29 protein-coding genes are annotated in these 21581 nt (G+C 63.4%); 16 read left to right on the top strand and 13 right to left on the bottom strand.

Annotation, left to right across the window (positions count from 1 at the left end):
* Window positions 1-2: 2 nt before the first annotated feature.
* The 8 genes from EL335_RS08735 to EL335_RS08700 all read right to left on the bottom strand — a co-directional run bounded on the left by EL335_RS08735 (window position 3) and on the right by EL335_RS08700 (window position 4483).
* Complete coding sequence (locus EL335_RS08735) at window positions 3-392, bottom strand: hypothetical protein (protein ID WP_284155301.1); 390 nt, start codon at window positions 390-392, stop codon at window positions 3-5.
* The gene (locus EL335_RS08730; protein WP_126446021.1) at window positions 389-580 is read right to left on the bottom strand and encodes a metal-binding protein; all 192 of its coding nucleotides are present in this window, start codon (window positions 578-580) and stop codon (window positions 389-391) included. The genes EL335_RS08735 and EL335_RS08730 overlap by 4 nt, the downstream gene beginning before the upstream one ends.
* Complete coding sequence (locus EL335_RS08725; protein WP_126446019.1) at window positions 577-1071, bottom strand: TlpA family protein disulfide reductase; 495 nt, start codon at window positions 1069-1071, stop codon at window positions 577-579. The genes EL335_RS08730 and EL335_RS08725 overlap by 4 nt, the downstream gene beginning before the upstream one ends.
* The gene (locus tag EL335_RS08720) at window positions 1068-2072 is read right to left on the bottom strand and encodes a hypothetical protein (protein WP_126446017.1); all 1005 of its coding nucleotides are present in this window, start codon (window positions 2070-2072) and stop codon (window positions 1068-1070) included. Before EL335_RS08720 ends, EL335_RS08725 begins: the two co-directional genes overlap by 4 nt.
* A 28-nt stretch (window positions 2073-2100) precedes the next feature.
* Complete coding sequence (locus EL335_RS08715; RefSeq protein WP_126446015.1) at window positions 2101-2778, bottom strand: ABC transporter ATP-binding protein; 678 nt, start codon at window positions 2776-2778, stop codon at window positions 2101-2103.
* Window positions 2775-3911 carry an ABC transporter permease gene (locus EL335_RS08710; RefSeq protein WP_126446013.1) on the bottom strand — a complete coding sequence of 379 codons (1137 nt, stop codon included), beginning with the start codon at window positions 3909-3911 and terminating at the stop codon, window positions 2775-2777. The genes EL335_RS08715 and EL335_RS08710 overlap by 4 nt, the downstream gene beginning before the upstream one ends.
* Window positions 3874-4203, bottom strand: coding sequence for a hypothetical protein (locus tag EL335_RS08705; RefSeq protein ID WP_126447788.1), 330 nt, complete (start codon window positions 4201-4203; stop codon window positions 3874-3876). Before EL335_RS08705 ends, EL335_RS08710 begins: the two co-directional genes overlap by 38 nt.
* Before the next feature lie 94 nt (window positions 4204-4297).
* Window positions 4298-4483, bottom strand: a complete 186-nt coding sequence (locus EL335_RS08700) for a hypothetical protein (RefSeq protein ID WP_126446011.1) — start codon at window positions 4481-4483, stop codon at window positions 4298-4300.
* Window positions 4484-4657: 174 nt separating this feature from the next.
* Between EL335_RS08700 and hemA the strand changes: the two genes are divergently transcribed.
* The 8 genes from hemA to EL335_RS14340 are packed head-to-tail and all read left to right on the top strand — an operon-like array spanning window position 4658 to window position 10045.
* Window positions 4658-5911: a glutamyl-tRNA reductase gene (gene hemA / locus EL335_RS08695; protein WP_126446009.1), complete on the top strand. Its 1254-nt coding sequence runs from the start codon at window positions 4658-4660 to the stop codon at window positions 5909-5911.
* A gap of 4 nt (window positions 5912-5915) precedes the next feature.
* Window positions 5916-6998 (top strand): peptide chain release factor 1, encoded by a 1083-nt coding sequence (prfA, locus tag EL335_RS08690; protein WP_126446007.1) that lies wholly within the window; start codon window positions 5916-5918, stop codon window positions 6996-6998.
* On the top strand, window positions 6995-7870 hold the full coding sequence (prmC, locus tag EL335_RS08685) for a peptide chain release factor N(5)-glutamine methyltransferase (protein ID WP_126446005.1): 876 nt from the start codon (window positions 6995-6997) through the stop codon (window positions 7868-7870). The genes prfA and prmC overlap by 4 nt, the downstream gene beginning before the upstream one ends.
* Before the next feature lie 42 nt (window positions 7871-7912).
* Window positions 7913-8167, top strand: coding sequence for a 30S ribosomal protein S16 (rpsP, locus tag EL335_RS08680; protein WP_126446003.1), 255 nt, complete (start codon window positions 7913-7915; stop codon window positions 8165-8167).
* 14 nt (window positions 8168-8181) lie between these two features.
* On the top strand, window positions 8182-8697 hold the full coding sequence (gene rimM / locus EL335_RS08675; protein ID WP_126446001.1) for a ribosome maturation factor RimM: 516 nt from the start codon (window positions 8182-8184) through the stop codon (window positions 8695-8697).
* Window positions 8698-8710: 13 nt separating this feature from the next.
* Window positions 8711-9493 (top strand): tRNA (guanosine(37)-N1)-methyltransferase TrmD, encoded by a 783-nt coding sequence (gene trmD / locus EL335_RS08670; RefSeq protein WP_126445999.1) that lies wholly within the window; start codon window positions 8711-8713, stop codon window positions 9491-9493.
* 22 nt (window positions 9494-9515) lie between these two features.
* A complete protein-coding gene (rplS, locus tag EL335_RS08665; RefSeq protein WP_126445997.1) occupies window positions 9516-9893 on the top strand; it encodes a 50S ribosomal protein L19 in 378 nt (125 codons plus the stop codon).
* The gene (locus EL335_RS14340; protein WP_172600066.1) at window positions 9890-10045 is read left to right on the top strand and encodes a hypothetical protein; all 156 of its coding nucleotides are present in this window, start codon (window positions 9890-9892) and stop codon (window positions 10043-10045) included. The genes rplS and EL335_RS14340 overlap by 4 nt, the downstream gene beginning before the upstream one ends.
* A 628-nt stretch (window positions 10046-10673) precedes the next feature.
* Here the strand turns inward: EL335_RS14340 and folE2 are convergent.
* The 4 genes from folE2 to xseB form a co-directional block, all read right to left on the bottom strand.
* Window positions 10674-11486: a GTP cyclohydrolase FolE2 gene (gene folE2 / locus EL335_RS08655; protein WP_126445995.1), complete on the bottom strand. Its 813-nt coding sequence runs from the start codon at window positions 11484-11486 to the stop codon at window positions 10674-10676.
* Between the two features lie 87 nt (window positions 11487-11573).
* Window positions 11574-13433, bottom strand: a complete 1860-nt coding sequence (dxs, locus tag EL335_RS08650; protein WP_126445993.1) for a 1-deoxy-D-xylulose-5-phosphate synthase — start codon at window positions 13431-13433, stop codon at window positions 11574-11576.
* On the bottom strand, window positions 13433-14320 hold the full coding sequence (locus EL335_RS08645; RefSeq protein ID WP_126445991.1) for a polyprenyl synthetase family protein: 888 nt from the start codon (window positions 14318-14320) through the stop codon (window positions 13433-13435). Before EL335_RS08645 ends, dxs begins: the two co-directional genes overlap by 1 nt.
* Entirely contained in the window at window positions 14317-14559 is a 243-nt protein-coding gene (gene xseB, locus EL335_RS08640) for an exodeoxyribonuclease VII small subunit (RefSeq protein WP_126445989.1), read from the bottom strand. The genes EL335_RS08645 and xseB overlap by 4 nt, the downstream gene beginning before the upstream one ends.
* Window positions 14560-14705: 146 nt before the next feature.
* On the opposite strand from xseB, the gene EL335_RS08635 reads away from it, so the two are divergent.
* The 3 genes from EL335_RS08635 to EL335_RS08625 are packed head-to-tail and all read left to right on the top strand — an operon-like array spanning window position 14706 to window position 17025.
* A complete protein-coding gene (locus tag EL335_RS08635) occupies window positions 14706-15818 on the top strand; it encodes an aromatic ring-hydroxylating oxygenase subunit alpha (protein WP_126445986.1) in 1113 nt (370 codons plus the stop codon).
* A complete protein-coding gene (locus tag EL335_RS08630; RefSeq protein WP_126445984.1) occupies window positions 15815-16168 on the top strand; it encodes a SpoIIAA family protein in 354 nt (117 codons plus the stop codon). The genes EL335_RS08635 and EL335_RS08630 overlap by 4 nt, the downstream gene beginning before the upstream one ends.
* Window positions 16168-17025 (top strand): sulfurtransferase, encoded by an 858-nt coding sequence (locus EL335_RS08625; RefSeq protein WP_126445982.1) that lies wholly within the window; start codon window positions 16168-16170, stop codon window positions 17023-17025. Before EL335_RS08630 ends, EL335_RS08625 begins: the two co-directional genes overlap by 1 nt.
* On the opposite strand, the gene queG is transcribed toward EL335_RS08625, so the two are convergent.
* Window positions 17013-18050 (bottom strand): tRNA epoxyqueuosine(34) reductase QueG, encoded by a 1038-nt coding sequence (gene queG / locus EL335_RS08620; protein ID WP_126445980.1) that lies wholly within the window; start codon window positions 18048-18050, stop codon window positions 17013-17015. The genes EL335_RS08625 and queG overlap by 13 nt on opposite strands.
* Window positions 18051-18139: 89 nt before the next feature.
* On the opposite strand from queG, the gene EL335_RS08615 reads away from it, so the two are divergent.
* From EL335_RS08615 to EL335_RS08595, 5 genes are read left to right on the top strand one after another with little or no spacing between them, the layout of a single operon-like run.
* On the top strand, window positions 18140-18370 hold the full coding sequence (locus EL335_RS08615; protein WP_126445978.1) for an AbrB/MazE/SpoVT family DNA-binding domain-containing protein: 231 nt from the start codon (window positions 18140-18142) through the stop codon (window positions 18368-18370).
* Complete coding sequence (locus tag EL335_RS08610; RefSeq protein ID WP_126445976.1) at window positions 18360-18698, top strand: type II toxin-antitoxin system PemK/MazF family toxin; 339 nt, start codon at window positions 18360-18362, stop codon at window positions 18696-18698. The genes EL335_RS08615 and EL335_RS08610 overlap by 11 nt, the downstream gene beginning before the upstream one ends.
* Window positions 18691-19392 (top strand): tRNA (adenosine(37)-N6)-threonylcarbamoyltransferase complex ATPase subunit type 1 TsaE, encoded by a 702-nt coding sequence (tsaE, locus tag EL335_RS08605; RefSeq protein WP_284155300.1) that lies wholly within the window; start codon window positions 18691-18693, stop codon window positions 19390-19392. Before EL335_RS08610 ends, tsaE begins: the two co-directional genes overlap by 8 nt.
* Window positions 19329-20600 (top strand): N-acetylmuramoyl-L-alanine amidase, encoded by a 1272-nt coding sequence (locus tag EL335_RS08600; RefSeq protein WP_126445974.1) that lies wholly within the window; start codon window positions 19329-19331, stop codon window positions 20598-20600. The genes tsaE and EL335_RS08600 overlap by 64 nt, the downstream gene beginning before the upstream one ends.
* A gap of 32 nt (window positions 20601-20632) precedes the next feature.
* The gene (locus EL335_RS08595) at window positions 20633-21568 is read left to right on the top strand and encodes a bifunctional riboflavin kinase/FAD synthetase (protein WP_126445972.1); all 936 of its coding nucleotides are present in this window, start codon (window positions 20633-20635) and stop codon (window positions 21566-21568) included.
* Window positions 21569-21581: the final 13 nt, after the last annotated feature.

Genomic DNA, 21581 nt, shown 5'->3' with positions numbered 1-21581 from the left:
GCTTACTCTTGGCTCGCGGCCGGCGCCGAGGTGGCGGCCGAAGCCGGGTCGGCGGAGGTGGCCGCTGGGGATTTCGTCTCGGCGATCAAGTCGTCGAGGTTCTCCTTCTGGTGGGCGATGAAGTCCCTGCCCATGCCGGTGAGCTTCGTCGCGGTCTCGACGATTTCTTTTTGGTAGCGAAACAGCAGATAGCCGGCGGCAACCCCCGCGGCGAGCACCACCAAGGGGTTTCTCAACAGACCAAAGAGCGCGCCTTTGCCGGCTGCATAGCCGCCGGCGGCCAGCATCGCGCCGGTCGACATCGGGTGGGCCATCAGTTGGCCGACGTTGCCCATCATGCTGCCCATCATCTGTGGCGCCTCGCGCGCCGCTTCCATCATCTGGGTGTTCATGGCGATTTCCTTTCATCGTGGGATAGGGATGAATCATTCTGCGCCTGGCGCGGCGCCTCGGCAATGTCGTGGATCATCATCCAGATGCCACGGCAGCCTTCACAGCAAAAATGCAGCGTCTTTTCCGGCGTGACGAGCTCGAAGGGCTTGGTGCCACAATCGAGTGCGCACAGATCGCAGGCGATCATTTCAGTAGCGCCTGGATATGGCGTTCGAACAGCGCCTCGTCGGCTTCGCCGACGATCTTGCCGCGCACCACGCCCTTCGCATCGACGAAGAAGGTCGTCGGCAAGCCCACCACGCCGTACGACTTGGCAATCTTCGCCTGCTCATCCATCAGAGAAAGATAGCCGACGCCGAGCTTGGCCATGAAGTCGGTGACGGTCTTTTTGTCCTGGCCGACGTTGATCGCGATCACCGCGAGGCGCCTGTCGCGATAGCGGGCCGCAACGCGGTCGAGCAGCTTCATCTCTGGCGCGCAATAGCGGCACCAGTCGGCCCAGAAGCGGATCACCACCGGCTGGCCGGTCCAGGCGGCGGGAAAGTGCGCCGCCATGCCATCCATGCGCACGGTCTGGAAGGTCGGCGCGATGTCGCCGACATTCACGTTCTTCGGCGGCTCGCCAGCGCCGCAGGCGGCGAGCAGCAAGGCCAACAAAAGAGAGGTCAGGGTCTTCATCCAAGCAGCACCAGGTTGGAGTGCCAGATCATGAAGCTGGCGACGAGTAGGAATAGCGCGTAGCCGAAGGCCGCGACCGTCGCCAGCCGCGCGGTCAAGTTGGGGATTACCTGGGCAAGACTCGGCCGACGCGAGAAAAAGCGCAAGCTTCCGGCGCCCAGGCCGGCGGCCGTGGCGGCAAACAGCGGAAGGTAAAGCGCATAGCCCTGGTAATCGTATTCGGGCTTGAGCAGGCAAAACGGGCAGTGGTGGTGCGGATGCTCATAGACATAGAGCGAGACGAAGGCGAGGATCCCGCCGATGCTGGCAAGGAATGCCCCTAGTGCAGTCAGCCCCGTCAGAAAACCGCTCGCATCGTCGCGTCGCTGCCGATGCCACAGCGAAACCGCGCAGGCGATGATGAGCGAAGCGTAAAACAGGAGCATCGCCGGCTTGGGTTCCAAGGCGCTGACCTCACTGGCGACATTCGATGCGCCTTCCGAGAACATGCTGCCGCAGCAGGAAGTGATCACGTCGGCCTTCAGACCAAGAAAATACCGCCATTGCAGCCACAGGCTCAGGGCAAACAGCGGCAAGGCGCCAATGAGCAGCGCGTATTTGAGCTTGACGAGCGGATAGTCGCGCGCGTGGCTATCGGCATGGTTGATGGCAAGCCAAGTCGTGGCGAGGAAGAAGAGGCCCAGCTGCGCATACAGGGCCGGAAAGCCGTAATCATTGACGTTGAGGGCCCCCACCGCGCACATCGCGCCGACGAACATCACCGAGAGCTTGTCGGCATTGAAGACGAACAGCAGCGCGGCGGCGATCTGCATCACGCAGACGAAGGCGACCAGCGTCGAAAACAGATAGGTGAGCCGTTCGAGCTTGAGTTGCCTTTCGCTGCCGCTCGTGATGTCCCAGTGGCGGATCACCTGCAGCGCGAATGGCGATGCGGCGAGCAGCATGAGGAGGCTTAAGCTCGCCGCGAGCAGAAGGGCGATGATGGCGGGCTGAAAGATCATGCTGAAACGAGACGCTGGCTAGTCGGCACTATTTCTGATCCACGATGCGCCCATCGCGCAGCGTGACGACATGATCGACCAGGCTCGATTCGACCACCAGCGGGTCGTGGCTGGTGAGGATGATCGTGCGGCCCTGGCCGGCGAGTTTTTCGAGGATACCGAGGAATTCTTTCGCGAGCTTCGTGTCGAGGTTCGCGGTCGGCTCGTCGGCGATGAGGATCTGCGGATCGTTGATCAGCGCGCGGCAGATCGCGATGCGCTGCTGCTCACCGCCGGAGAGCCATTCCACCTGCTGCGCGCGGCGCTGGGCGAGATCGACACTGTTCAAAAGTGCCTCGGCCTTTTCCAGCAATTCCTTGCGCGGCTGACCGAGCGGATAAGCCGGCAGGATGACGTTTTCGATCGCCGAGAGGCCACGGATGAGGTTGAACTGCTGGAAGACGAAGCCAAAGGTCTTGCGGCGAATCTCGGTCAAAAAACGCTCCGGCAGACCGGAGATCTCCTCGCCGTTGAGTCTTACCCGGCCCTCGGTGGGGCGCGCAAGACAACCGAGGATGGTGAGCAGCGTCGTCTTGCCGGAGCCAGAGGGCCCTTTGAGCGCGGTGACCTGTCGGTCCGGGATCGTCAGGTCGATGCCGGACAAGGCCCAATATTCGTTGTGCTGGCCCTGGTTGAAGGCCTTGCGGATGCCGGACAGTTCGATCATGAGCGCATCACCGTATCCGGATCGGTGGTGGCCGCGCGCCATATCGGCACCAGCACCGCCGCGGTATAGGGCACGACGGTGAAGAAGAACAGCGTGGCGATCTGCAGGCCGTCGATGTGCGGCGGCAAGGAAAACCGTGGATAGAGCACGGCCCAGCCTTTCAACACCGGCTCGAACAGACTCGCGCCGAGATGAAAGACGTGCGCATAGGCAGCCGTATAGCCGGTGAAGAAAGCGGTGAGCGAAATCAAAAGGCCCTCCCAGAACTTCATCTTGATCACATCGCCCGTTTCCCAGCCGATCGCCTTGAGGATGCCGATCTCGCGGCGTTCCTCGGCAGACAGCCCAGCGGCCTTTTCCCAGGCGAAGATGCCGAAGGCGAGGATCGCGGCGGACAGCAGCGCCAGCAGCAGGCCTTCGCGCCAGTCGAAGATGGAGGCATAGGTGCGCAGCACCTCGTCGCGCAGGATCGGGCGCGAGTCGGGGAGTGTCGTCAGGAGTTTGATCGCGACGTTGCGCACTTCCTGCGGGTTGGCGACCGACAGCGCGATGTCGTTGTAATGACCGGGCGGGATCTTGAAAAAGGCGCGGAAGTCGTCCTCGTGCATCAGCACCAGATCGGCGCTCATCAGCTCGGAAGCTTCGGGCAGCACATCGGCGACGATGAAGGTGTGCAACTCACCGGTATAGGCACGAAACGAGATGCCATTGCCGGCGGCCAGTCCCCGCGAGCGTTCCAGCGCCGGGCCGACGACGATCTCGCCGCGCTCGATCTTCATGTCGCGCGGCACCATGAAAGTGTAGTTGGCCTTCACTACGCTGTCGTAGTAATAGCCCCACAGCCGTCCCTCGATTTTCTGCACGCCGCGGATACGGCCGATCTTTTCCAGATAGCCGGGTGGGATCAGATCATGCCGGCCGGCCACCAGCCGCTGCAGGACGATCTCCGGGCTGCCGGCGAGCACCTTTTGCGCCTCGAAGCGCAGCGCATGGGTATAAAGCGCCACCGAGGCGAGCACGAAGACCAGCAACGTGTAGATGACGAAGAGCCCGAGGTTCTTCGTCTTCCTGCGCGCAAGGGATGCCAGCGTGAAGTCAATCAGATGGCGCTGTTTTTCGATCCAGCTGTTCATAGGCGGCGAGGATGCCGGCAGGCGGCGGGATGAGCGAGCCGCTCGGGAAGTGTTCGAACGCGACCGGATGGTCCTGGAAGGCCGACTGCAGATCGGCCTGGGTCGGATGGCGCGTGTAGCGTGCCTCGGTAAACAACACCGGGTCGGTCAGTCCCAGCCGCTTTACGAGCCGGGCCGTCACGGCGCTTTCCTGCGCCCGGGCATCGCGCAGGTGGGCGGCATCGACGAAGGTCAGCGCGAAAGCGCCCCCGGCGAGGGCAAGGACGAGGAAAGCGAAATGGGCTGGACGCATCGGCGGCATGAGCAAAGGACTCGACCCGCGGAACGTGCGCCGCGGCCGCTGCATTATCGCAAAGCCTATCGCAAAGCCGCGCGGAACGACTGCGTCACAGATGATTCGCGGCGCGCATCAGAGCCCCGCGTAGCGCGATCGTCAGGCTCGATCCCAGACCGATGCGCTGTGCGACGGCCGGCAGCAGGATCAGCGAAGCGAGGGCGAAGCCGGCGCCCAGCAGCAGCGAACTCATCTCGGGCTGGGCGACGTTTTTTGGCTGGAGTGCATCGTTGCTCATGGCGCGGGTTCCTTGATAGCCGATGTGGAAAATCTACGCCCTTGTCGTCACCAGGGGAATGCGACAGATTGTCGCAGGCCGGCAGGCTGTTGCGATGGCGGATTCCGCTAGCCGGTTGCCGGCAAAGGGCTTTTCGTCTTTAATGATGGGTTGGCACATTCACGAACAGGCACCGTGCAGCTCTACGCCCTCGGTATCAACCACCATACCGCCCCGCTCGAGATTCGCGAGCAGGTGGCGTTTGCGCCGACGCGGCTTACGCAGGCGCTGCACGACCTGTTGCGCGGCCGGCCGGTGCGCGAGGCGGCAATCCTGTCGACGTGCAACCGCACCGAGCTGTATTGCGCCACCGACGAACCGGCGGCGGCGATCGACTGGCTGGCCGAATATCACATGCTGCCGCCGCGGCGCATCGAGCCGTATCTCTACCGCCATCCGCAGCGCGAGGCGGTGCGCCACATGTTCCGGGTAGCCTCGGGGCTCGATTCGATGGTGGTCGGCGAGCCGCAGATCCTCGGCCAGATGAAACAGGCGGCGCGGGTGGCCGAACAGGCGGGCACCCTTGGCACGCTGCTTGGCAAGCTGTTTCAGCGCACTTTTGCGGTGGCCAAGGAAGTGCGCTCGACGACGGCGATCGGCGCCAACATCGTTTCGATGGCCGCCGCCGCCGTGCATCTATCCGAGCGGATTTTCGAGCGCCTCAGCGAACAGCGCGTGCTGTTCGTCGGCGCCGGTGAGATGATCGAGCTGTGCGCGGCCCATTTCGCCGGCGCGCGGCCCAAGCGCTTATCGATCGCCAACCGCACGCCGGAGCGCGCCAGGGTGATCGCCGAGCGTTTCGGCGGCGATGTGATGCTTCTCAACGAAATCAGCGAGCGGCTTGCCGAGTACGACATTGTCGTTTCCTGCACGGCAGCCACGCTGCCGATCATCGGCCTGGGAATGGTCGAACGCGCCGTCAAGGTGCGGCGCCACCGGCCGATGGTGATGGTCGATCTGGCGGTGCCGCGTGACATCGAGGCCGAGGTGGCACGGCTCGACGATGTCTTTCTCTACACGCTCGACGATCTGGCGCAGATCGTCGAATCCGGCCTGGAATCGCGCCAGGCGGCGATCGTCGAGGCCGAGCAAATCATCTCCCGGCGCGTTGACGATTTTTTGCACTGGATGGAAGCGCGCGAGGCGGTGCCCTTGATCCGCGCGCTGCGCGATACCGCCGAGCGCATGCGCCGTCACGAGCTCGAACATGCGATGAAACGCCTGCAGCGCGGCGAGGACCCGGCCCAGGTGCTCGAAGCGATGTCCAAGGGGCTGACCAACAAGCTACTGCATCCGCCTACCGAGGCGCTGAATCTCGCCGAAGGCACGGAACGCGGCGATATCGCGCGCCTGATCTCGCGCATCTGGCGCCTGCACCCCGAGCAGTAGCGCGATGAAAGCCAGTCTACGCCAGCGCCTGACGCGGCTGGCCGAACGTCTTGCCGAACTCGATGGGCTTCTCGGCCAGGAAGAGGTGACGCGTGACATGGAAGCCTACCGGCGCCTGCAACGCGAACGTGCCGAGATCGCCGAGATCGTCGAGCTTTTTGACGCCTGGCGGCGCGCCGCGGCCGATCTGGAAACGGCGCGGACGATGGAGAGCGATCCGGAGCTGCGCGAATTCGCCAGGAACGAGGCCGAAGCCGCGCAAGCCGAGCTCATGCGTCTCGAAGATGCGCTGCAACGGGCGCTCTTGCCGCGCGATCCGGATGACGAGAAAAACGTTTTCCTCGAGATTCGCGCCGGCACCGGCGGCGAGGAGTCGGCCTTGTTCGCCGCCGACCTATTCCGCATGTACGTGCGTTATGCCGAGCGGCAGGGTTGGCACGTCGAGGTGGTGTCGCAGAACGAATCCGATTTGGGCGGCTACCGCGAGATCATCGCGCGCATCGTCGGTAGCGGCGTGTATGCGAAGCTGAAGTACGAATCGGGTGGCCATCGCGTGCAGCGCGTGCCGGCGACCGAAGCGCAGGGGCGCATCCATACTTCGGCATGCACCGTCGCCGTGCTCCCGGAAGCGGATGCCATCGGCGAGGTCGAGATCAATCCGGCCGACCTGCGCATCGATACCTTTCGCGCCTCCGGCGCCGGCGGGCAGCACATCAACAAGACCGACTCGGCGGTGCGCATCACCCATCTGCCGACCGGCTTGGTGGTCGAATGTCAGGACGACCGCTCGCAGCACCGCAACAAGGCGCAGGCGCTCGCCGTGCTCGCTGCGCGCCTCAAGGACAGGCAGCAGCGCGAACGACAGCAGAAGATCGCCAGCACGCGCAAATCGCTGGTGGGCAGCGGCGATCGCTCCGAACGCATCCGCACCTATAACTTCCCGCAGGGGCGGGTGACGGATCACCGCATCAACCTGACGCTTTACAAGATCGACGCGATCATGGATGGCGAGCTCGACGAGCTGATCGGCGCGCTGGCGGCCGCGCATCAGGCCGAACAGCTCGCAGCGTTAGCAGGCGGCGCATGAGGACGGTCGCCGCCCTGCTTGCCGCGGCGCGGAAGATCTTGCCCGCCGGCGAGGCGCGCGTGCTGCTCGCGCACGTGCTCGACCGCAATACCGCTTGGCTCGAAGCCCACTGCGACGAGCCGCTCGCCGAGCATGCCGCCCTGCGCTTCCAAACGTTGGTGGAACGCCGCGCGGCCGGCGAGCCGACCGCCTATCTGATCGGCCGGCGCGAGTTCTATGGCCGCGACTTCATCGTGACGCCCGAGGTGTTGATCCCGCGCCCGGAAACCGAGTTGCTGGTCGATCTCGCCCTGGAAACGTTGGGCGGCAAAGTCGGCTCGGGTGGTACGGCACGCATCCTCGATCTGGGCACCGGCAGCGGCTGTCTGGCGATCACGCTGGCGCTGGAGCTGCCAGGTGTGCAGGTGTCGGCGGTCGATGTCTCAGCGGCGGCGCTGGCCGTCGCGCGCAGGAACGCTGCGCGGCTCGACGCAGAAGTTGGTTTTTTCGAGAGTGACTGGTTTGCCTCGTTGCCGCCGCAAAGCTTCGATCTGATCGTCGCCAATCCACCCTACGTCGCCGCGAGTGATCCGCATCTGACGCAAGGCGACCTGCGTTTCGAGCCCGTCGTCGCGCTGACCGACCATGCCGATGGCTTGAGCGCGATCCGTCGGGTCGTCGCCGAGGCTCCGCGCTGGCTAGCCGAGGGCGGCGGGCTGTTTTTCGAGCACGGCTGGGATCAGGGGGATGCCGCGCGGGATCTTTTGAGCGCTGCCGGTTTCGAAGCCATCGAACAGCGGCAGGATCTCGCTGGCATCGTGCGGGTAAGCGGCGGCCGCAAGCCGCAGTCGGTGGTTTCCGTTCCCCTTGTCTCGGCCGTAAATAACCAATAAAATCACGCCCTTTTCCATAGCCGGATTTTTCGAGGAACCTTTATGGTCGTGATTCGTCTTGCCCGCAGCGGCGCCAAGAAGCGCCCGTTCTACAACATGGTCGTCACCGACTCGCGCAACCGCCGCGACGGTCGTTTCGTCGAGCGTATCGGTTACTACAACCCCAAGGCCGCCGAAAACGAGAAGGCGCTGTCGATCGATGCCGAGCGTCTGGCCTACTGGCAGGGCAAAGGCGCCCAGCTGTCGCCGACCGCTCAACGTCTGGTCAAGCAGGCTGCCGCCGCGCCGACTGCGTAATCACCGCGGAAAGAATGATCGTTCTGGGGCGGATCACTGCCCCATACGGGGTGAAAGGCTGGTTGCGGCTCTTCCCCTTCGGTGATGATCCCGGGCGCTGGCTTGAGATGCCGCGCTGGTGGCTGGGCAAGGATGAGAAGGAGACCTCCGGCTGGCGCCCCTTCGCCGTTCAGGACATGCGCATCCACGGCAAAGGCTGGCTGGTCAAGCTGGCGGGTGTCGACGACCGCACCGCGGCCGAGCAGCTGGTTGGGCATTTCTTCGGCGCGCCCCGTGAAGCGCTGCCGGCGACGGAAGAAGACGAGTTTTACTGGGCCGACCTGGTCGGCCTGCAGGTGGTCAATGAGCGGCAGGAAACGCTCGGACGCGTGAAGGAATTGATCGAGTCCGGCGCCCATGCCGTGCTGGTGGTGACGGAAGGCGAAGGCGAAACGGCGCGCGAGCGTCTGTTGCCCTTCGTCGGCCAGGTGGTGAAGGATGTGGATGTGCCGGCCGGCATGATCCATGTCGCCTGGGAACGGGACTGGTAGAGGAGGGCTGCGGATGCTGCGCTTCGATGTCGTGACTCTGTTCCCGGAGATGTTCGCGGCGGTGACGGAATCCGGCATCACGCGGCGGGCGCTGGAGCGCGGATTGTGGCAGATCGCTTGCTGGAATCCGCGTCAGTGGGCGGGCAATGCCTATGGCTCGGTCGATGACCGGCCTTTCGGCGGCGGTCCCGGCATGGTGATGCGCGCCGAGCCGCTGGAGAAGGCGATCGGCGCCGCGAAAGCGGCGCGCGGTGGAACGGGAAAGGTGATCTACCTTTCCCCACAGGGGCAGCCGCTGACGCATGCCCGGGTGAAGAGCCTGGCGGGAAGCGACGGCGCGATCCTGCTGTGCGGTCGCTATGAAGGGATCGACGAGCGCGTGATCGCGCGCTGCGTCGATGAGGAAGTGTCGCTGGGGGATTTCGTCTTGTCCGGCGGCGAGATCGCCGCCCTGGCGCTGATCGATGCGACGGTGCGGCAGCTGCCCGGGGCCCTGAACGACGAGGCTTCGGCGGCGGAGGATTCGTTCGCCGACGGGCTGCTGGATTGCCCGCACTACACACGGCCGGAGGTGTATGAAGGCATGCCGGTGCCGGAAGTGTTGCTCTCCGGTCACCACGAGAACATCCGCCGCTGGCGACTGAAGCAGTCGCTGGCGCGGACCCGGGAGCGCCGCCCGGAGCTGTTTGCCAAATGGCTGGCGCAAAGAGTTGCTCGCGGTTTGAGCAAGATTGAGGCGCAACTGCTGCGGGAGATCGAAGCCGAATCGAACGCCGCAGCTCTGCGGTCGTCATAATATTTCGACAAGGAAATACGACATGAACCTGATTCAGCAACTGGAAAAAGAGGAAATCGAACGGCTGGGCAAGACCATTCCCGAGTTCGCTCCCGGCGACACCGTGGTGGTGAACGTGAATGTGGTGGAAGGCGAAAGAAAGCGCGTCCAGGCCTATGAAGGCGTGGTGATCGCCAAGAGGAATCGCGGCCTGAATTCGAGCTTCACCGTGCGCAAGATTTCATCCGGCGAAGGCGTCGAACGCACCTTCCAGACCTATTCGCCGTTGATCGCGAGCATCGAGGTGAAGAGGAAGGGCGACGTGCGTCGTGCCAAGCTCTATTACTTGCGCGAGCGCTCCGGCAAGTCGGCGCGGATCAAGGAGAAGCTTACCAGGAAGGGTGGCGAGTCCAAGGAATGAACCTCGCCACCGGCAACGAAAAAGGACGCCTTGGCGTCCTTTTTCGTTTGCAACCGCTACTCGCGGCGGGTTTTGTCGCGCTCGATGAGCGCGTAGGCGGAGTGGTTGTGGATCGACTCGAAATTTTGGCTTCGGCCGCGCTGCGCGCTTAACCTCGCTTGAGCGAGGTTAGCCTACGCCGAAATTTCGAGTTCTGAAGCGCGGCTAGCGTTGGGTTTTATCCCGCTCGATGAGCGCGTAGGCCGAATGGTTGTGGATCGACTCGAAATTTTGGCTTCGGCCGCGCTGCGCGCTTAACCTCGCTTGGGCGAGGTTAGCCTACGCCGAAATTTCGAGTTCCGAAGCGCTACTCGCGGCGGGTTTTGTTCCGCGCGATGAGCGCGTAGGCGGAGTGGTTGTGGATCGACTCGAAATTTTGGTTTCGGCCGCGCTGCGCGCTTAACCTCGCTTGAGCGAGGTTAGCCTACGCCGAAATTTCGAGTTCCGAAGCGCTACTCGGGCGGGTTTTGTCGCGCTCGATGAGCGCGTAGGCCGAATGGTTGTGGATCGACTCGAAATTTTGGCTTCGGCCGCGCTGCGCGCTTAACCTCGCTTGGGCGAGGTTAGCCTACGCCGAAATTTCGAGTTCCGAAGCGCTACTCGCGGCGGGTTTTGTCGCGCTCGATGAGCGCGTAGGCCGAATGGTTGTGGATCGACTCGAAATTTTGGCTTCGGCCGCGCTGCGCGCTTAACCTCGCTTGGGCGAGGTTAGCCTACGCCGAAATTTCGAGTTCCGAAGCGCTACTCGCGGCGGGTTTTGTCGCGCTCGATGAGCGCGTAGGCCGAATGGTTGTGGATCGACTCGAAATTTTCCGATTCCACGATGTAGGCGTCGATGCGCGGATCGGCATTGAGCAGGCCGGCGACATCGCGTACGATGTCCTCGACGAACTTCGGATTGTCGTAAGCACGCTCGGTGACATGCTTTTCGTCGGGACGCTTCAATAAACCAAAGAGCTCGCAGGAGGCTTGGCTTTCGGCCATCTGCACGAGTTCTTCGATCCAGACGAAGCTGTTGGTGGTGGCGGTGATCGTGATGTGCGAGCGCTGGTTGTGGGCGCCGCGCTCGGAAATCTTCTTCGAGCAGGGGCACAGGCTGGTGGCAGGCACGACGACGCGCGTGGTCTGCCGGTAGCCGTCGTTCTCGACGATCTCGCCGATGAAGGTGACGTCGTAATCGAGCAGGCTCTTCACCTTCGAGACCGGCGCCTCCTTGTTGATGAAGTAGGGGAAGCTCATCTCCAGGTGGCCGGTCTTGGCTTCCAGCTTCTTCACCATCTCGCGCAGCATCGGCTCATAATTCTCGACCGAGATCTCGCGCTCGTGGGCGTTGAGAATCTCGACGAAGCGAGACATGTGCGTGCCCTTGAAGTTGTGCGGCAGGCCGACGTACATGTTGAAGGTGGCGATCGTGTGCTGCACGCCGCCGCTCTTGTCCAGCACCTTCACCGGATGGCGGATGGATTTGATGCCGACCTTGTCGATTGGTAGCTGGCGGGCATCGTGGCTCGATTGGACGTCAGGAATGGCCATGGTGATGTCTCTCAGGTTCATGGGAATGTCTCCGTGGGGTTGGCGTGTGGCCTGGTCTTTGCCAGGCGCTCCTTTTGGAGCCCTTTATAACATTCCCGACTAATTTCCTCAAGTAAAGGTGGTAAGGAAATGCCTGATCCGCTCGGCCATCGCCGCTGCGTTCAGGCCCAGTTCGGCGAGCATCTGGCCTTGCTCGCCATGTTCGATGAAACGATCCGGCAGCCCGAGGCGCAGCAGAGGCTTCGTTTGCCCCTCATTTTCGAGCACTCGGGCGACTTCCGCGCCGGCGCCGCCGATGACTGCATTTTCCTCGACGGTGACCAGCGCGTCATGGCCCTCGGCGAGTTGCCGCACCAGATCGGTATCGAGCGGCTTGACGAAGCGCATGTTGGCCACGGTCGCATCGAGCGCCTCGCCGGCTTCCAGGGCGGCGGAAAGCAGGGTACCGAAAGCGAGGATCGCCACCTTCTTGCCCTGGCGGCGCAGTTCGCCCTTGCCGATTTCGATGGCGTCCAAAGTCGGCGCAGGCGGAACGGCAGGTCCGGCGCCGCGCGGATAGCGCACCGCCGCGGGACCCGGGTAGTGGTAGGCCGTGGTCAACATGCGCCGGCATTCGGCCTCGTCGGCCGGCGCCATCACGACCATGTTCGGGATGCAGGTGAGATACGAAAGGTCGAAGGCGCCCTGATGGGTGGCCCCGTCGGCGCCGACGATGCCGCCGCGGTCGATCGCGAAGGTGACATCGAGATTCTGCAGCGCGACATCGTGGATCAGTTGGTCGTAAGCGCGCTGCAGGAAGGTCGAGTAGATGGCCACCACCGGTTTCATGCCGCCGCAGGCCAAGCCCGCCGCAAAGGTCACCGCGTGCTGCTCGGCGATGCCGACATCGTGGAAGCGTTGCGGGAAGGCTTTGGCGAAGCGCGTCATGCCGGAGCCTTCGCACATCGCCGGCGTGATGGCGACGAGCCGGTCATCGGCTTTGGCCATGTCGCACAGCCAGTCGCCGAACACCTGCGTGAAGGTGAGTTTGCCGGCGCCCTTGGCGCTCTGGATGCCGTTGGCGGCATCGAACTTCGACACGCCGTGGTAGAGCACCGGGTCGGCCTCGGCGAGTTTGTAGCCCTGACCTTTCTTGGTGATGATGTGCAAAAACTGCGGCCCTTTCAGCGCGCGCAGGTTTTCTAGTGTCGGGATCAGGCTGTCGAGATCGTGGCCGTCGATCGGGCCGATGTAGTTGAAACCGAATTCCTCGAACAGCGTGCCCGGCACGAACATGCCTTTGACGTGCTCCTCGGCGCGCTTGGCCAGTTCCAGCAGCGAGGGAGCGACGGAGAGCATCTTCTCGCCTGCCTTGCGCGCGGCGTTGAAGGTGCGGCCGGAAAACAGCCGCGCCAGATACTTGTTGAGCGCGCCGACCGGCGGCGAGATCGACATGTCGTTGTCGTTGAGGATGACGAGCAGGTTGGCCTCCGTGACGCCGGCGTTGTTGAGCGCCTCGAAGGCCTGGCCGGCGGACATCGCGCCATCACCGATGATCGCGACGACGTGTCTGTCTTCGCCGCGATCGCGCGCGGCGATCGCCATCCCCAGCGCCGCCGAGATCGAGGTCGAGGAATGGCCGACGCCGAACGTGTCATAGGGACTCTCATCGCGGCGCGGGAAACCGGAGATGCCATCCTTCATCCTCAGCCGTGCCATCGCCGTGCGGCGGCCGGTGAGGATCTTGTGCGCGTAAGTCTGATGGCCGACGTCCCAGACCAACAGATCGCGCGGCGTATCGAATACCGTGTGCAGCGCGATGGTCAGCTCGACGGTGCCGAGATTCGACGACAGATGACCGCCGGTCTTCGAAACCGTTTCGAGCAGGAAGGCGCGCAGCTCGGCGGCGAGCTCGGGCAGCCGCTCGCGCGGCAGGGCGCGCAGCGCGGCGGGGTCGTCGATGGTTTCGAGCAGCGGATAAGCGGTCATCAGAAGCTGCGCTCGGCGATGAAGCGGGTGAGTCGACTCAGGCGCGCGGTGTCGAACGGGCAGGCTGCCAATGCCTCCTGCGCCTCGTCGAGCAGCTCGGCGGCGAGCGCCTTGGCGCGCGGCAGGCCCAGCATGCTGACATAGGTCGGCTTGTCCTGCGCGGCATCCTTGCCGGCGGTCTTGCCGAGAGTGACCGTGCTGCCTTCGGCGTCGAGGATGTCGTCGACGACTTGGAACAGGAGACCGGCGCGGTTGGCGTAGTGACCGAGTGAAGTGAGCGTCACCTCGTCGGCCTCGCCGCAATGTGCGCCCAATAGCACGGCGGCGCGGATCAAAGCGCCGGTCTTGCGGATATGCATGAATTCGAGCTCTTCGAGCGTCAATGTCGCGCCGACGGCGGCCAGATCGAGCGCCTGCCCGCCGGCCATGCCGCGTGAGCCCGTCGCCTGGGCGAGCAGGGCGGTCATCGAAAGTCGGCGCTGGCAGGACGGCACGGGCGATTCGGCCAGCACCTGGAAAGCCAGGGTTTGCAGCGCATCGCCGACCAAGAGCGCGGTGGCCTCGTCGTATTCGACATGGCAGGTGGGTCGGCCGCGCCGCAGCACGTCATTGTCCATGCAGGGCAGGTCGTCATGCACCAGCGAATAGGCGTGGATCAGCTCGACCGCGCAGGCGGCGGCATCGAGCGCTGGCAAGTCGGCGCCGAGCGCCTCACCAGCGGCGTGACACAACAGCGGGCGCATGCGCTTGCCGCCGCCGAGCACGCTGTAACGCATCGCCGTGTGCAGGCGCTGCGGCGCGGTGCCCGCTGGTGGCAGCCAGTGATCGAGCGCCGCTTCGGTGCGCCGTTGGATGTCGCCCATCCAGTGCAAGAAGGCGTCGTTCATCGTGGGAGCGTCTCCGGCGTGGCGGATGATGCGGACTGTGCGCCGTCGAGGATGCGGATGCGCTGCTCGGCGCAGGCCAGGGTTTCCTGACAAAACTTGAGCAGCGCCATACCGCGCTCATAGGCGGCGAGCGACTCTTCGAGCGGCAGATTGCCGTTTTCCAGCGTCTGGACCAGACGTTCGAGTTCTTGCAGCGCGGTCTCGAAAGAAGTGGGTGATTCGGATGCGATCGAATTCATCGGCGTGGGCAGTTTCGCGAACCCTGCAAAATAGCCGATGCTGCCCCCCGAGGTCAAATGCACTATACTTTCCCGTTCTCGTTCCAAGCCATTTCCTGGCATTGCAAGGTGCCGGTCTGGCGCATTTTTCCTGGAGGTTGATGGATATGTCCGAGATCGCAACGCGGGCGCGGCTGGCCCCGGGGGCTTCCCAGTTTCCCGTCGAATGGTATTTCGACGAAAAGCTCTTCGAACTGGAGAAAAAGCTCCTCTTCGATGCCGGTCCCGGCTATGTCGGGCACGAATTGATGGTTCCGGAGCTCTACGACTATCGCTCGACCGAATGGAGCGACCATTCGCACCTCATCACGCATCAGCCCGATGGCTATTACCTGATGTCCAATGTCTGCCGCCATCGGCAGGCGATCATGCTGCAAGGTTCGGGCAAAGCCGACAAGACCATCGTCTGTCCGATCCATCGCTGGACCTACGACACCGCAGGGCAGCTGATCGGGGCGCCGCATTTTCCCGCCAATCCGTGCCTGAACCTCGACAAGGTCGCGCTGGAGCGCTGGAACGGCTTGTTGTTCAAGGGGCCGCGCTCGGCCAATGCCGATCTGGCCGGGATGAAAGTGGCGGATGAATTCGATTTCACCGGCTACAAGCTCGACCATGTCGAGCTGCATCAGTGCAACTACAACTGGAAGACTTTCATCGAGGTCTATCTCGAGGACTATCACGTCGTGCCCTACCATCCGGGCCTGGGCAATTTCGTCACCTGCGATGATCTGACCTGGCAATTCGCCGAATGGTATTCGGTGCAGAAGGTCGGCATCACCTCGCTCGCCAAGCCCGGCAGCCCGACCTACGCCAAATGGCACAAGGCGGTGCTCGATTACTACAACGGCGAACTGCCCAAGCAGGGCGCCGTGTGGCTCACCTACTACCCGAACATCATGGTCGAGTGGTATCCGCATGTGCTGGTGGTCTCGACGCTGATCCCGCAGGACGTGCAAAAGACCTTGAACGTCGTCGAGTTCTACTATCCCGAAGACATCGCGCTGTTCGAGCCGGAGTTCGTCAAGGCCGAACAGGCCGCCTACATGGAAACCGCGCTCGAGGACGACGACATCGGCGAGCGCATGGATCGCGGCCGCTGGGCACTCTTGAAGCAGGGCAGGAGCGAGATCGGGCCCTATCAATCGCCGATGGAGGATGGCATGCAGCACTTCCACGAGTTCTACCGGCGCCTCATGGCGGAGGCGCTGGCTGACAAATGATTACCGTCGATCACGATGCGCAAACCGTGACTCTCGCCGTGATCGGCGAGTTCACCCTCGCGGACTTCACCGAGTTCGAGGAATACCTGATCGCCAACGATCTGTTCGACGGCTCTCACAACCTGCTCTTCGATCTCACCGAAATGGCGGGGTTCACCGTCGATGTCGCACTCGAGGAAATCAAGTTCACGCGCCTGCACGGCGGGGATTTCAAGAAGATCGCCGTCGTCACCGACAGTCAGTGGCTGGCCTGGAGCGCCTGGCTGGAAAAGGCTTTCGTCGCCGCCGAGCTGCGCGTCTTCGACGATGTCAATGATGCGCGCGCCTGGCTTGCCGAGGAGCAGGCGTGATGTTCGACAAGCTGGTCGATGTCGATACGCTCGCCGCGCATCTCGATGACCCGAGCTGGGTGGTGTTCGACTGTCGCCATGACCTGGCGAATACCGAGTATGGCGCGCAGGCCTGGGCGAAGGCGCACGTTCCCGGCGCGCTGTTCCTGCATTGCGACCGCGATCTGTCCGGGCCGATGACTGGCAAGAACGGCCGCCATCCGCTGCCGGACATCGAGACCTTCGCGCGTCGCATGGGCGAATGCGGCATTACGCCCGACACCCAGGTGGTGGCTTACGACAACGAGGCGAGCGCCTTTGCATCGCGCCTGTGGTGGCTGCTCAAATGGCTGGGCCACGACAAGGTGGCGGTGCTCGACGGGGGGCTACCCGGCTGGCGGCGCGCGAAGCTGCCGCTCGACACCACGGTGAGAACCGTGACGCCGGCACAGTTCGTGCCACAGCCGCGTGCCGAGATGCTCGTCGATAGCGACTATGTCCTGCAGCATCTGCATCGTCCCGAGATGCTGCTGATCGATGCGCGCAGCGAAGATCGTTATGCCGGCGAGAACGAGCGGCTCGATCCGGTCGCCGGCCACATTCCGGGCGCGCTCAACCGTTTCTACTACGACTGTCTCGACGACGCGGCGATCTACTTCAAGCCCGCCGATGAACTGCGGGCGGAATTCATCGACCTGATCGGGGATCGCGATCCGCGCACCGTCGTGCATATGTGCGGCTCGGGGGTGACTGCCTGCGTCAATGTGCTCGGCATGGAGATCGCGGGCCTGCCGGGCTCGAAGCTCTATGTCGGCTCCTGGAGCGAGTGGTGCGCCGATCCAGCGCGGCCCTATGTCACCGGGGATCAGCCGGGATAGCGCGACAAGGCCCAGGCCACATGCTCGCGCACCAGCGCGGACGGGTGATCCATGCGCGTTTGCAATGCCGACTTCGCCGCCGGATCGGGCGCGGCGTTGCCCAGGGCGACGGCGATGTTCCTCAGCCAGCGCTCGTAACCGATGCGCCGGATCGGTGAACCCGCCAGCCGGTCGTTGAAGTCGCTCTCGCTCCACGCGAACAGGTCGATGAGTCTTGTCTTGTCCAGGTCGTGGCGCGGCAGGAAATCGGCTTCTCGGGTCGTCGGCGCGAAGCGGTTCCACGGACAGACCAGCTGGCAGTCGTCGCAACCGTAGATGCGGTTGCCGAGCATCGGACGCAGCTTTTCGGGGATGCTGCCTTTGAGTTCGATGGTGAGATAGGAAATGCAGCGGCGCGCATCGAGCCGGTAGGGGCCGAGAAAGGCGCCGGTCGGGCAGGCATCGAGGCAAGCCCGGCAAGTGCCGCAATGCGCGTCGATCGGCGCATCGGGTGGCAGCGGCAGATCGACGAACAGCTCGCCGAGGAAAAACCACGAACCGCTGCGCGAAAGCAGCAGCGTATGCTTGCCGCGCCAGCCCAAGCCCGCGTTTTTGGCGAGCTCCACTTCCATCACCGGCGCCGAATCGGTGAAGGCCCGATAAGCAAACTCGCCGACCTCGGCGCCGATGCGCAACGCCAATCTTTGCAAACGCTGGCGCAACACCTTGTGGTAGTCGCGGCCGAGTGCATAGCGCGAGATGACCGCCTGCTGCGGATGTGGAAAGTCGGCCCCCGCGGGACGGCACCCATAATCCATCCGGCAGCAAATCACCGCGCGCGTGCCGGGCACCAAATCGGCCGGTCGCGCTCGCATCAGCCCGTGGCGGGCCATATAATCCATCTCGCCATGCAAGCCCGCGGCGAGCCAATCGAAGAGCCGCCGATCCGCGCTGCCGAGATCGACGCCGGCAAAGCCGACAGCGGTAAAACCCAGCTCCCGGCCCCAGTCGCGGATCTTTTCCTTGAGGGCAGTCCAGTCGTGCATTGGGGGATGATACTTCCCGTCGGACGCTTGATTTTCGGGAAGGTAGTTTGTATGGTAAGAAAGTAATGATTTTCTTACTAGAGATACCTATGCTTGCCATCGCCAAGATCACCGCCAAGGGACAAACCACCATTCCACACGAGGTGCGCGCCGCGCTACAGGTCGCACCAGGCGATTTGATCGCTTGGGAAATCGGCGCCGACGGAACGGCGACGGTACGCCGCGTGCAACCGCTCGATCTCGATTATCTGCGTGCGATTGAGGGCACGCTTTCCGAATGGGCCGGCAGCGCCGATGAGGAAGCCTATCGTGACCTTTGATCGCTTCGCGGTCGTGCGGGTGCCGTTTCCGTTTACCGACCGCTGCGCAGTGAAGAACCGGCCTGCCTTGGTGCTTTCGTCGGCCGAACGGTTCAATGCTCCGACGGGTCATGCAGTGATGGCGATGATTACCTCTGCGGCCAATGCGCCGTGGGCGCTCGATTGCCCGATCGAAGATCTTTCTGCCGCCGGCTTGCCGGCCCCATCCAAAGTGCGTTTCAAGCTTTTTACCCTCGATTGCCGACTGGTGCGCGGGGAGCTTGGCAAACTCTCGAACGAAGACATCGAGCGCGTGCGAACACGGTTGGAGGCGCTGCTGGGTGGCTGATGCCCGTGCCAAGCGCGAATTTGCGTTAGCCGACGAGGCGGCGACTTTGGCCTTGGGCGCATGGCTTGCCCAGATTTTGCCTAAGGAAACGCTGAAGAAGGCCGCGAGCGGGATGCAGCGCAAGGCGTTTGGTGCGCAGCGACCGAGAAAACGAGCCGAAGGCGAAGTTCCGGTGCAGGCCAACAGGAGCGAAGCGGCCGAAGCCAACACCGCGCAACGCGGCGATGCGCCCGCGCAGCAACTTATTCAGCATTTCCCTAAAGACCTGAGCCCTGCGGCCGTCATATATCTCGAAGGCGATCTCGGTGCCGGCAAGACCACGCTGGTGCGCGGACTGTTGCAGAAACTCCACCCCGGCCAGGCAGTGAAGAGCCCGACCTTCACATTGGTTGAACCTTATGTAATTTCTGGATTACACTTATATCACTTTGATTTTTATAGGTTCAATTTTCCGGAAGAATTTCTCGATGCGGGACTGGACGAATACTTCGCCGCCGAAGGTGTGTGCCTGGTCGAATGGCCGGCGCGCGCGGCGCCGTATTTGCCTGCGCCAGACCTTTGCATTCGGCTCAAGCATGCAGGAAGCGGTCGTCTGGCCAGCGTCGAGGCAGCATCGGAACGGGGGCGGCGATGGCTAGCAAGCTCGCCGGCCTTACCCGCCGTGAGTTCATCCGCGCCGGCGGCGCCGTCCTGACCCTGCTGGTGATGCCGCTGGCTCGGGCGGCGGCGCCGACGCTGATCGGCGTGCGCGTCTGGCCGGCACCCGATTACACGCGCGTGACGATCGAGCACGATCAACCGCTCGAGTTCCGGCAGATGATGCTGAAAGACCCGGACCGGCTGGTGCTCGATCTCGAAGGGGTGGAATTCAATTCGGTGCTCGCCAGCCTGCCGGGCAAGATTCTCGACGATGATCCGCAAATCAAGCTGATCCGCGCCGGCCGTTTCAAACCCGGCGTGGTGCGCATCGTCATCGAGCTGAAGGGCGAGGTGAAGCCGCAGCTCTTTGCCCTCAAGCCGATCGGCAGCTATGGCCATCGGCTGGTGATCGATCTCTACCCGGCAGTGCCCCCCGATCCGCTGCTGGCGCTGCTGGAAAAACGCGCTCAAGACGATCCATTCGCCCCTGCCGATCCGGCCACGACTGCCGATCGTAAGCCTCGTGCCGAGGTGTCCGACATCACGCGCCTCGTCACGGTGGTCATCGATCCGGGGCACGGCGGCGAAGATCCGGGTGCGATCGGCGCCGGCGGCAGCCGCGAAAAAGAGGTCACCTTGGCGATCGCCCGTCGCCTCAAGGCGAAGATCGATGCGCAGCCCAATATGCGTGCGCTCTTGACGCGCGACGGCGATTACTTCATTCCGCTCCACCAGCGCGTGGCGAAGGCGCGGCGCGTCAAGGCCGACCTGTTCGTCTCGGTGCATGCCGATGCGTTCATGAAGCCGACCGCACGGGGTTCGTCGGTGTTCGTTTTGTCGGAGAACGGCGCTTCCTCGTCGGCCGCGCGCTGGCTCGCCGACCGGGAGAATGCCGCCGACCTGATCGGCGGCGTGAATCTCGGCAACAAGGATCCGCATCTGGCGCGCACGCTGCTCGATCTGTCGCAGACGGCGACGATCAACGACAGCTTCAAACTCGCTCGCGCCGTGCTCAACGAGATCGGCGGCATCAACGACCTGCACAAAGGGCATGTCGAGCAGGCCGGCTTCGCCGTGCTCAAGGCGCCGGACATTCCCTCGATCCTCGTCGAGACCGCCTTCATTTCCAATCCCGAGGAAGAGAAACGTCTCACCGACGAGGCTTACCAGAACCAGATGGCCGAGGCGCTGCTTGCCGGCATGAAGCGCTATTTCGCGCAGAATCCGCCCGCGGCGAAATCGAAGCTGGCAAAACTCTACTGATACAATCGGGCGTTTTCCAAGCGCCTGCAAGAATGCAGTTCTTCCGCACCATTCCCGCGCAAGCGACCTCGTCCCGGGTGCTCGCCATCGGTAATTTCGACGGCGTGCATCTCGGGCACCGTGCCTTGCTCGAACGCCTCACCGCCACGGCCCGCCAGCTCGGCCTGCCGGCAGCGGTGATGACCTTCGAGCCGCATCCGCGCGAGCTCATCGCGCCTGATCAGGCGCCGGCGCGGCTCACCAGCTTGCGCGAGAAACTCGGCCTGCTCGATGCCTGTGGTATCGACGAAGTGCATCTGCTGCATTTTTCCCGCAAGCTCGCCAGCCTCACCGCCGAGGAATTCATCGAGCGGCTCTTGGTGCGCGGTTTGGGCGTGCGGCATCTGATCATCGGTGACGATTTCCGCTTCGGCAAGGGCCGCGCCGGCGACTTTGGCATGCTGCAGGCTGCCGGTCAGCGTTTCGGTTTCACGGTCGAGGCGATGCACACGATCGAAATCGACGGTGAGCGCGTTTCCAGCTCTGCGGTGCGCGAGGCATTGGGCAGCGGCGATCTCGAACATGCCGCGCGTCTGTTGGGGCGCCCCTACTGCATTTCCGGCCGGGTGGTGCATGGCGACAAGATCGGCCGCAAGATCGGCTGGCCGACCGCGAACATCCAGCTCAAACGCAAGCGTCTGCCGCTCACCGGTGTCTTTGCCGCGACCGTCTCGGGATTGGACAAGCGCCATTTGCCCGGCGCGGCGAGCCTGGGCGTGAGGCCGACGCTGGGGCTGGGGCTGCGGCCAGTGCTGGAAGTCCATCTGTTCGATTTCGATCAAGAGATCTATGGCGCGCACGTCACCGTGCATTTCTTGCACAGGCTGCGCGAAGAGATGAAATTCGATTCGTTCGATGCGCTTGCTGCCCAGATCGCCTGCGACGTGGCGGTAACGCAGAAATATTTCAGCTGCAGGCAGATGGTTTGACCGACAGGTAAAA

This window comes from Sulfuricystis multivorans, assembly GCF_003966565.1.
Classification (GTDB): Bacteria; Pseudomonadota; Gammaproteobacteria; order Burkholderiales; family Rhodocyclaceae; genus Sulfuricystis; species Sulfuricystis multivorans.
This window is presented reverse-complemented; position numbering and strand designations above follow the sequence as displayed.

Excerpts from the sequence above, each read along its gene's own strand:
- EL335_RS08720 (WP_126446017.1), bottom strand. The coding sequence starts at position 2,072 with ATGATCTTTCAGCCCGCCATCATCGCCCTTCTGCTCGCGGCGAGCTTA.
- EL335_RS08595 (WP_126445972.1), top strand. The coding sequence starts at position 20,633 with ATGCAGTTCTTCCGCACCATTCCCGCGCAAGCGACCTCGTCCCGGGTG.
- EL335_RS08630 (WP_126445984.1), top strand. The coding sequence starts at position 15,815 with ATGATTACCGTCGATCACGATGCGCAAACCGTGACTCTCGCCGTGATC.
- rpsP (WP_126446003.1), top strand. The coding sequence starts at position 7,913 with ATGGTCGTGATTCGTCTTGCCCGCAGCGGCGCCAAGAAGCGCCCGTTC.
- EL335_RS08645 (WP_126445991.1), bottom strand. The coding sequence starts at position 14,320 with ATGAACGACGCCTTCTTGCACTGGATGGGCGACATCCAACGGCGCACC.
- queG (WP_126445980.1), bottom strand. The coding sequence starts at position 18,050 with ATGCACGACTGGACTGCCCTCAAGGAAAAGATCCGCGACTGGGGCCGG.
- EL335_RS08735 (WP_284155301.1), bottom strand. The coding sequence starts at position 392 with ATGAACACCCAGATGATGGAAGCGGCGCGCGAGGCGCCACAGATGATG.
- rimM (WP_126446001.1), top strand. The coding sequence starts at position 8,182 with ATGATCGTTCTGGGGCGGATCACTGCCCCATACGGGGTGAAAGGCTGG.
- EL335_RS14340 (WP_172600066.1), top strand. The coding sequence starts at position 9,890 with ATGAACCTCGCCACCGGCAACGAAAAAGGACGCCTTGGCGTCCTTTTT.
- EL335_RS08625 (WP_126445982.1), top strand. The coding sequence starts at position 16,168 with ATGTTCGACAAGCTGGTCGATGTCGATACGCTCGCCGCGCATCTCGAT.
- EL335_RS08700 (WP_126446011.1), bottom strand. The coding sequence starts at position 4,483 with ATGAGCAACGATGCACTCCAGCCAAAAAACGTCGCCCAGCCCGAGATG.
- EL335_RS08710 (WP_126446013.1), bottom strand. The coding sequence starts at position 3,911 with ATGAACAGCTGGATCGAAAAACAGCGCCATCTGATTGACTTCACGCTG.
- trmD (WP_126445999.1), top strand. The coding sequence starts at position 8,711 with ATGCTGCGCTTCGATGTCGTGACTCTGTTCCCGGAGATGTTCGCGGCG.
- EL335_RS08725 (WP_126446019.1), bottom strand. The coding sequence starts at position 1,071 with ATGAAGACCCTGACCTCTCTTTTGTTGGCCTTGCTGCTCGCCGCCTGC.
- EL335_RS08705 (WP_126447788.1), bottom strand. The coding sequence starts at position 4,203 with ATGCGTCCAGCCCATTTCGCTTTCCTCGTCCTTGCCCTCGCCGGGGGC.
- EL335_RS08615 (WP_126445978.1), top strand. The coding sequence starts at position 18,140 with ATGCTTGCCATCGCCAAGATCACCGCCAAGGGACAAACCACCATTCCA.
- prmC (WP_126446005.1), top strand. The coding sequence starts at position 6,995 with ATGAGGACGGTCGCCGCCCTGCTTGCCGCGGCGCGGAAGATCTTGCCC.
- folE2 (WP_126445995.1), bottom strand. The coding sequence starts at position 11,486 with ATGAACCTGAGAGACATCACCATGGCCATTCCTGACGTCCAATCGAGC.
- prfA (WP_126446007.1), top strand. The coding sequence starts at position 5,916 with ATGAAAGCCAGTCTACGCCAGCGCCTGACGCGGCTGGCCGAACGTCTT.
- EL335_RS08600 (WP_126445974.1), top strand. The coding sequence starts at position 19,329 with ATGGCTAGCAAGCTCGCCGGCCTTACCCGCCGTGAGTTCATCCGCGCC.
- rplS (WP_126445997.1), top strand. The coding sequence starts at position 9,516 with ATGAACCTGATTCAGCAACTGGAAAAAGAGGAAATCGAACGGCTGGGC.
- EL335_RS08730 (WP_126446021.1), bottom strand. The coding sequence starts at position 580 with ATGATCGCCTGCGATCTGTGCGCACTCGATTGTGGCACCAAGCCCTTC.
- EL335_RS08715 (WP_126446015.1), bottom strand. The coding sequence starts at position 2,778 with ATGATCGAACTGTCCGGCATCCGCAAGGCCTTCAACCAGGGCCAGCAC.
- xseB (WP_126445989.1), bottom strand. The coding sequence starts at position 14,559 with ATGAATTCGATCGCATCCGAATCACCCACTTCTTTCGAGACCGCGCTG.
- dxs (WP_126445993.1), bottom strand. The coding sequence starts at position 13,433 with ATGACCGCTTATCCGCTGCTCGAAACCATCGACGACCCCGCCGCGCTG.
- EL335_RS08635 (WP_126445986.1), top strand. The coding sequence starts at position 14,706 with ATGTCCGAGATCGCAACGCGGGCGCGGCTGGCCCCGGGGGCTTCCCAG.